The sequence below is a fragment of the Nocardia wallacei genome, from assembly GCF_029868745.1.
Taxonomy (GTDB): Bacteria; Actinomycetota; Actinomycetes; order Mycobacteriales; family Mycobacteriaceae; genus Nocardia; species Nocardia wallacei_B.
The window spans coordinates 1-8,344 of record NZ_JARWOP010000216.1; the positions used below are offsets into that span (position 1 = coordinate 1).

General features: G+C 68.1%; 5 protein-coding genes. 2 read left to right on the forward strand and 3 right to left on the reverse strand.

Features of this window, described 5'->3' with window-relative positions:
- Window positions 1–101: 101 nt before the first annotated feature.
- From QH470_RS18100 to eccCa, 3 genes are all read right to left on the reverse strand, one after another.
- Entirely contained in the window at window positions 102–404 is a 303-nt protein-coding gene (locus tag QH470_RS18100) for a WXG100 family type VII secretion target (RefSeq protein ID WP_280273559.1), read from the reverse strand.
- 53 nt (window positions 405–457) lie between these two features.
- Entirely contained in the window at window positions 458–775 is a 318-nt protein-coding gene (locus tag QH470_RS18105) for a WXG100 family type VII secretion target (protein WP_280273560.1), read from the reverse strand.
- A gap of 321 nt (window positions 776–1,096) precedes the next feature.
- A complete protein-coding gene (eccCa, locus tag QH470_RS18110) occupies window positions 1,097–5,134 on the reverse strand; it encodes a type VII secretion protein EccCa (RefSeq protein WP_280273561.1) in 4,038 nt (1,345 codons plus the stop codon).
- A 157-nt stretch (window positions 5,135–5,291) separates the two neighbouring features.
- Here eccCa and eccD point away from each other — a divergent pair, with 157 nt between their 5' ends.
- Both eccD and mycP read left to right on the forward strand, forming a co-directional pair.
- A complete protein-coding gene (eccD, locus tag QH470_RS18115; protein ID WP_280273562.1) occupies window positions 5,292–6,758 on the forward strand; it encodes a type VII secretion integral membrane protein EccD in 1,467 nt (488 codons plus the stop codon).
- A gap of 18 nt (window positions 6,759–6,776) precedes the next feature.
- Window positions 6,777–8,237, forward strand: a complete 1,461-nt coding sequence (gene mycP / locus QH470_RS18120; RefSeq protein ID WP_425302696.1) for a type VII secretion-associated serine protease mycosin — start codon at window positions 6,777–6,779, stop codon at window positions 8,235–8,237.
- Window positions 8,238–8,344: the final 107 nt, after the last annotated feature.

Sequence of the window (8,344 nt, forward strand, 5' to 3'; positions counted from 1 at the left end):
CCCCCCCCTCCCCGCCGGGGCGCGGCCCCGTCCTCCTGGGGGCCCCCCCGCCGCCGGGGGGCGCGCCCCCCCACACTCGCTCGCTATCGAATCAGCGCGGGTCAGCCCGCGATGATCTTCGCGGCCAAGACGTCGGCACCGTGCATGGCTTCACCGGCGGATATGGTCCGCGCACCGAGCTGGCTCAGCGCCGCCGTCAGGTCGTTCGACTGCAGGCTCCAGTTGCGCTGAACCTGATCGAACGCCTCGGCGCCCTGGCCACCGAAGGCCGAGTTGATGAAGGTCTGGAAGCGCTTTTCCATGTCTCCCAGGGTGCTGGTGATGTCCTTGGCAGCCCGCTCGATGCCATCACCGCCCTCCTGGATAGCGCCGAAGTTGTATGAGAGTTCGCCGAAGTCGGTCATTGTTTCTCCTCGAGGATTGTGGGCCGGTCCGTATCAGGTGGATACGGGAGGCGTCAGGCCTTGAAGTCGAGCAGACCGCCGGTCTGCTGCAGATTGCCCAGCTGCTCGTCTTCGACGGTGCCGAACTTTTTCTTGACCTGTTCCAGGTTCTCGGCGTTCAGCAGGAGCGAGTCGTTCATCTTGGTTGCGGCGTCCAGGAAGCGCGCGAAGCTATTCTGGAGCGCGGTGCCGGCGCCACCCTGGAACGACGGGCCCGCCAACTGCTCCGCGTGTCCACGCGCGTAGTTGACCTGACCGACAATGTTCTGGTGGAAATCCTTCATGTCCTGGATGAATGTCTGTATCGCGCCTGCATCGGCATTGAATGCCATGGGATGGCTCCTTCATGTAGTCGCCGCGGCACGCGGTGACGGTGGCTAGTTCCCTACATCAAGTTGGACGCACAAGGGACGTCCCCGGTTCCGAATGTCACGCCCTCGCAAGCCGAAGCGGCCCGATCGAGTACGGCAATCGACCGCATGGACTGTTCACACGCGGTGTCGATAGTCTTCTCCACCTCCCCCTCTCACTTCGACGTTCGGCGCCGACCGGCGACCCTAGTCGACGATAGCCTGCCATCCAGCCCGCGCGGTTGTCTACTGCTGACGCGGATATCCGGAGCGCAGCGGTCCACAGCGGACGAATCACCGCGATCATTGCGTGGGGCTCCATGCCGTTTGGACCAGTGTCGCGCCCGACCGTGCGATGAATGTGCCACGGCCCGCTGGCATCTCGCTCGGCCTGACGTTGGCGAACAGCGGTCCTTCCTCGCGACTGCCGCTCATGATGACGCCGGTCGTACCGACATCCTTCATGCGCGAAACCACCGGCTCGAACATCGCGCGGGACGCACCGCCGGACCGGCGCGCAATGATGAGGTGGAACCCGATGTCCTTGGCATGCGCCAAATATTCCGTGAGCCTCGCCAGCGGGTTTCCGGACGAGGTGACCACGAGATCGTAATCGTCGACGATCACGTAGACCTCGGGTCCGGTCCACCATGACCGGTCACGCAACTGCTGCTGTGTGATGTTCGGGCCGGGCATCCGCTCCTGCAGCATGCCAACCAGCTCGGCCGACATTCCCTCGAGCAATTCGGCCGAAGGGGCGTAGCCCGCCAGATGATTCGTCTCGACGACCCCGAGCAGTGTCCTGCGATAATCCCCGATGATCAGCTTCGCCTGTGCCGTGGTATTCGAATCCATGATGCCGCGAATAATGGTGCGCAGCAGATTCGTCTTACCGCATTCGCTGTCGCCGAAGATCAAGGCGTGCGGCTGCTCGGCCATGTTCAAGAAGACCGGGGCCAACTCGGATTCGTTCAGGCCGATCGGGATCTGCAGGTTCGGGACCTGTGGGTCCAGGCTGTTCGGCCAACCGCCCATGCCCTGTAGCAGATGGTCGCGTGTGAGCAGTTCGGGCAGCATGCGCACCGAGGGGGCGGGGCGGCCGGGGGTCTGCTGGGCCAGGCGCTGAACCGCGTCGGCCACACCGGAACCCAGGTCTTCGGGGTTGGACCGGCCGTCGACGCGCGGCAGGGCCGTCAGCATGTGGAGGGCGTCGGGGGTCATGCCGCGGCCGGGGCGGCCCTGGGGGACCAGGGCGGCGACGCGGCGGCCCAGGTCGGAGTCCATGGGGTCGCCGAGGCGCAACTCGATGCGGGTGCCGATCTGATCCTTGAGCGCGGGGCGGGCCTCGGCCCAGCGGTTCAGCGCGATCACCACGTGGACGCCGTACGAAAGGCCTTGCGCGGCAAGGTTCATGATCTGCTGCTCGAGCACATCGAAGTCCTGGCGGATCGACATGTAGCCGTCGATGACGAGGAAGACGTCACCGAACGGGTCCTCGTGCACACCCGCGGCAGCGGGGCCGGCGGCCGGGTCGCCGCCGCGCAGCCGCCGGAACTCCGACATGGATTCCACGCCCAGCTGGCGGAATCGGAGTTCGCGCTGGCGGACGATGGTGGTGACCTCGGACAGGGTGCGGCGCACCTTGTCGACGTCCAGGCGGCCCGCGACCGAACCGACGTGCGGCAGGCCCTCGAGGCTGGCCAGGGTGCCGCCGCCGAAGTCGAGGCAGTAGAACTGCACCTGCTCGGCGGTGTGGGTCAGCGCCATCGCCATGACCAGCGCGCGTAGCGCGGTGGACTTGCCGGACTGCGGGCCACCGACCACCGCGACGTTGCCGCGCGCGCCCGACAGGTCGACGATCATCGGGTCGCGGCGCTGGTCGTACGGGCGGTCGACGATGCCGATCGGCGCGCGCAGCGTCGCCACCGGGCTGTACTCGCCGGTGAGGATCGAGCGCGGGATGAGCTGATCCAGGGTGGGCGCGGAATCCAGTGGCGGCAGCCAGATCTCGTGCGCGTGGCGGCCGTGGCCGCGGATGCGGGAGACCAGCATGTCCAGGTTGGACATCTTCTCGCCCGCCTCGTCCTTGGCCTCCTCGACCACCTCGGTGGCCTGCGGCAGCGGCAGCCGGTCGCTGTTTCGGAAGGCCACGTGGCCCGCGACGAACGGCCGGGCGTTGATGTCGATCTCGCCGCCCGCGATGCCCGCCTGGGTGACCTCGCGCTGCGCGCCGCCGCCGACGTACGGACCGGACACATAGGAGGCCTGGAAGCGGCGGATCTCGCCGTCGCCGGATTTCAGGTAACCGCCGCCGGGGCTGTTCGGCAGGTTGTAGGCGTCGGGCACGCCGAGCACCTGGCGGGACTCGTTGGCGGAGAACGTTTTCAGGCCGATGCGATAGGACAGGTGGCTCTCCAGGCCCTTGAGCTTGCCCTCTTCCAGCCGCTGCGAGGCCAGCAGCAGGTGCACATGCAACGAGCGGCCGAGGCGGCCGATCATCACGAACAACTCGGCGAAATCCGGGTGCTGGGTGAGCAGTTCGGAGAACTCGTCGAGGACCACGAACAGCGCGGGCAGCGGGTCGAGGTCGGCGCCGGCGGCGCGGGCCTTCTCGTATTCACCGACATTGGCGAAGTTGCCGGCCGAGCGCAGCACCTCCTGGCGGCGGTTCATCTCACCGGCCAGGGCGTCCTTCATACGGTCGACGAGGTCGGCCTCTTCCTCCAGGTTGGTGATGACCGCCGCGACGTGCGGGACACCCTCCAGACCGAGGAAGGTCGCACCACCCTTGAAGTCGACCAGGACGAGGTTCAGCTGGTCGGGCGAGTGCGTCGCCAGCAGCGAAAGCACCAGTGTCCGCAGGAATTCCGACTTACCCGAACCGGTCGCGCCGATGCACAGGCCGTGCGGGCCCATGCCGTTCTCGGCGGCCTCCTTGATGTCGAGGTACACCGGCAGGCCGTCGGCGCCGACGCCGAACGGGACACGCAGCCGGTCCCGGTCGTAGCGCGGCTTCCAGCCGTTCTCCGGGTTGAAGCTGCCGATGTCGCCCAGGTTCACCAGCTGCGACCACGAGGAGATGACCTCGGCGTTCTCCTCCGCGACCGATTCGGCGCCGCGCTGCAGGGCCACCCGGAACGGGGCCAGGCGACGGGCCACCTGCTCGGCCTGGCGCGCGCTGATGCGGTCGATCAGCGCGAAGCGCTCCATATTGCCGGTGGCGCCGCGGCCGACGCACTCACCGTTCTCCACCACCATCTGGATGCCGCGCGAAACCGCCAGGCGCGGAGCGTAATTGCACAGGTCGACGATGGTGACGCCCTCGTAGCCGGACTCCCGCAGGCTGTCCTCCTCCGCCTCCAGCAGTCCGCCGTCGACCACGATCACGACGTGTACCAGGTTCTGGTTGGCGGGCTGGTTGCGCGAGTAGCGAACACGATTGTGCAGCAACGGGCTCAGGCCCTCGGCCATTTCCCGGACGGAGCCGTAGACCATGCGCTCGGTGCCGACGCCGTCCTGCGAATCGGGGTGCTGGGTGTGCGGGAGCCACTTCGTCCACTCCCATTCGGCGGCCGTGTCGGCGCCGCACACCACCGCGAGCAACACCTGATCCGGCGCCTGAAACATGCACAGCTGCAACAACATCGCGCGCGTCATGTCCCGCGCCTGGCCGCGGTCGCCGTTCAGCTGGATGGTGGCGAAACCCTTCACCGCGATGGCCGTCGGCAGGTCCAGCACCGTGGAATGGGTGCGGACGAAACGGCGCAGCGAGACCGCCGCGATCGGCTCCAACTCCTCGACCGGGCCGGTCTCGGGAGAAACCAGTCGCGTCGCCAGGCGCTGGCCGCCGAGGCCGATGCGGGCGTGGCAGAAGTCCTTGTCGCCCGGGCGGCGCTCCCACATGCGGCTGGTACCGGCCAGCATCCAGATCAGGCCGGGCTCCGGGTGACTCCACTCGACGGCCTCGCGCTGCTGGGTGGCCGTCTCGTCGACATCCTTGCGGACCTGGTCGAGGTAGCGCAGATAGTCCTTGCGGTCCTCGTTGGCCTCGGCCGCCTTCTGCCCCTTCCCGCCCTGACCGGCGAACATGCCGACCATCGAGAAGACCATCATCATCGGGAACATCATGCTCATCGGGTTGGAGGCGATGCCTCCGCCCTGCGTGAACATCAGGGCCATCATCCCGACCATGCCGACGATCATCACGACCGGCATCAGCTTCTGCAGCAGACTGCCGGGGACCGCGCGCGGGATCTCCGGGGGTGGCTGCAGCGTCACCTCACCGCCGGGGGACCGCGGAACCTCCCGACGCTGACGGCGCTGAAACCGGACTGTGCTCATCGACGGAAGATCCCCCTTCGCGACAGTGCTGCGGACTCAGTGTAGAGGGCACTGCCGACATGACGTACAGTTCGGGGGCATTCTGCACGGATCGGCCGGGCGACCGCAAACCGGGGCGGATGCGGAAAACAGAGGTAGAGACGAGGTTGGGGAAAGCGTGACGCACGCGCGACTGGAACATGTCGAAGAGGACTCGAGCCGCGGGATCGTCCGAGCCCCCGACCTTGCCCGAGTAACCATTCTTGCCAAGCACACTCAGGTCGACATGGCCATTCCGGTCGATGTGCCCGTCGCCCTCGTCATCCCCAGCGTTGTCGACATGGTCGCGCAGCACAGCCGCCACAACGACTTCGACAACTCCGGTGAACAGTTCCAGCCCGCCGAGTGGGTGCTGGCGCGCATCGGCCAGCCGCCGTTCTCCAACTCGCTCAGCCTCGGCGAGCACGGCGTGCGCGACGGCGAACTGCTGATGCTGGAGAGCGCCGACCACGTCGCGCCCACACCGCTGTTCGACGACATCATGTACAACGTCGCGATCGCCGACACCGACCACTTCCGCGCCTGGTCGCCGCGGGTCGCGCGGATCACCGGTTCGATCATCGCGGTGCTGACCATGCTGGTCGGCTGCGCCGGGCTGCTCACCGCGCCGGATGCGTTGTCCGGCTACATCACCGGCTCACTGGCGGCGTTCATCGCGGTGCTGCTCGTCGTCGCGGCGACCGTGCTGAGCCGCATGTACGGCGATCGGTCGACGGCCCTGATCGTCGGCGGCTGCGCACTGCCCGCGGCGTTCAGCGCGGGCATGCTGCTGGTGCCGGACCATTACGGCTGGGCGAATCTGCTGCTGGGTTCGGTTCTGGTGGGCGCCACCGCGATTCTGGCCTGGCGGGTCAGCGGCGTCGGCCTGGCGCTGTTCATCGGCGCGACCACGCTCGCCGTATTCGCGGTGCCGGCGGCGCTGGTAGGCCTGCTGACCTCGCAGCCGGTGAAGGCCATCGGCGCCGTTGCCGCCGCGGTCGCCCTGGGCGCGCTGTCGATGGCGCCGCGGGTGTCGATGCTGCTGTCCAAGCTGCCGCTGCCGCCGGTGCCCTCGCCGGGCACGCCGATCGACCCCACCGAGGAAGACCCCGACGACCACCGCGCCCTGCCGACCATGGAGGCGCTGCGCACGAAATCCGAACGCGCCCGGATGTATCTGGCCGGTCTCGTCACCGCCACCACGGTGGTCACGGTCGTCGGCGCGCTGGCCGCCACCGATCCGACCGCGGACTCCCCGTGCTGGCCGGGTGTCGCGCTGGCGCTGGTGAGTTCGGTGGTGCTGATGTTCCGCAGCCGCACCTACGCGGGCGCCGAGCAGGCGGTGGTCCTGATCGCCGGTGGCGCCACGATCCTGCTGGCGATGATGATCGCCGCCGCGCTGATGATGGACCAGCCGCTCGCCGTGTTCGGCGCGGCGATGGTGATGCTGATCGCCGCCCTGGTCCTCGGCCTCATCGTGCCCAACCAGTCCGCCACCCCGCCCATGCGCCGCGCCGTCGAGCTGCTGGAGTACGCCTTCGTGGCCGCGGTTGTGCCGCTGGTGTTCTGGGTGGCCGAGCTGTACTCGCTGATCCGTTCTCTGTAGAGCCGGGGACCGGTGCACATGACTCCGAACCGTACGAACCGCCAGTGCTCGCGTGTGCTCCGGACAGTCGCCGCCGGCGCTGTTCTCGCACTGAGCGCGACCTTGGGGACAGGCACGACCGGGCCGGGGGTCGCTCAGGCCGAGAAGCCCGTGGTGAATCCGGCCGTCAGTCCCCCGTCGGGTGACCGACCGGCGCCACCCGACGAGAGTGAACGCGCGAACGCGCCGTGCAACTCCACGGGCACCGGCGGAGACGGCCCCACCGTTCCCACGCCACAACGCGCCCTCGGCCTACCGCACGCCTGGCAGTTCTCCAGGGGCGCGGGGCAATTGGTGGCGGTCATCGATACCGGTGTCGCACGACATCCCCGTCTGCCGGGGCTGATCGCCGGTGGCGACTACGTGAGCAACGGCGACGGCACCGAGGACTGCGACGCGCACGGCACCCTGGTCGCCGGGCTCATCGCCGCGACCGACGAACAACCCGCTCAGGGTTTCGCCGGCGTCGCACCGGAGGCGCGGATTCTCAGCATCCGCCAGACCAGCGGCCTCTACCAGAAGAAGGGCGCCAACCGGGACAAGGGACCGGACGCGATGCCCGAGGGCTACGGGACCACCTTCACCATGGCGCAGGCGATCGTTCGCGCCGCCGATATGGGCGCCTCGGTCATCAATATCTCCGAGGTAGCGTGCAAAGCCTCCGGCTCACTGCTGGAAGACAATTCGCTCGGCGCCGCCGTGCGGTACGCGGCGGTCGACAAAGACGTCGTCATTGTCGCGGCTGCCGGGAACAAGGAGCACGACTGCCAGAATGCCGACACGGTGCTCGACCCGTTGGATCCTGCGGCCGACCCGTGGAACAAGGTCAAGGTGAATGTCTCACCGGCTCGCTACGACGACTACGTCCTTTCGGTGGGATCGGTGGACGCGAACGGACAGCCTTCCAAGTTCACCGTGCCCGGTCCCTGGGTCGGCGTGGCGGCTCCGGGTGAGGACATCACCTCGCTCGACCCGCTGTTCGATTCGCCGGGAAGCAAAGGCACCATCGTCGCCGCCAGCCATGTGGGCCAGCAGGGGCAGATGGGACCCATTCAGGGCACCAGTTTCGCCAGTCCCTACGTCGCCGGCGTCGCCGCCCTGGTGCGCGCGCGGTTCCCACAACTCAGCGCGCAAGAGGTCATCAAACGTATCGAGGCGACCGCGCACGCTCCCGCCGAGGGCTGGAGTCCGTACGTCGGTTACGGCGCTGTCGATCCCGTCGCGGCCCTGACCGCCGAGGTCCCGAATCAATTGCCGCCCAAGCGGCCCAGCCCCGCCAAGAGCCTGCAGCTGCCCGTCCCGCAGGCGCCGCCCGCACCCGATCACACGGCCCGCAATGTCGCCCTCATCGGCACCGGCATCATCGCGGTGTTGCTGATTCTGGGCTACCTCGCCTCGTTCCCGATCCGCCGCAGATTCGGCGTCCGCGAGGACGATTGAGAATGCCGCTGTTGGCCGACCGGGCGCGGGGCGCCCGGCGGAGGTGAAGAAAAAAACCCACAACCGGACACCCGCAGCCGCCGCCCCAGAAACGCCGCCCGAACAGG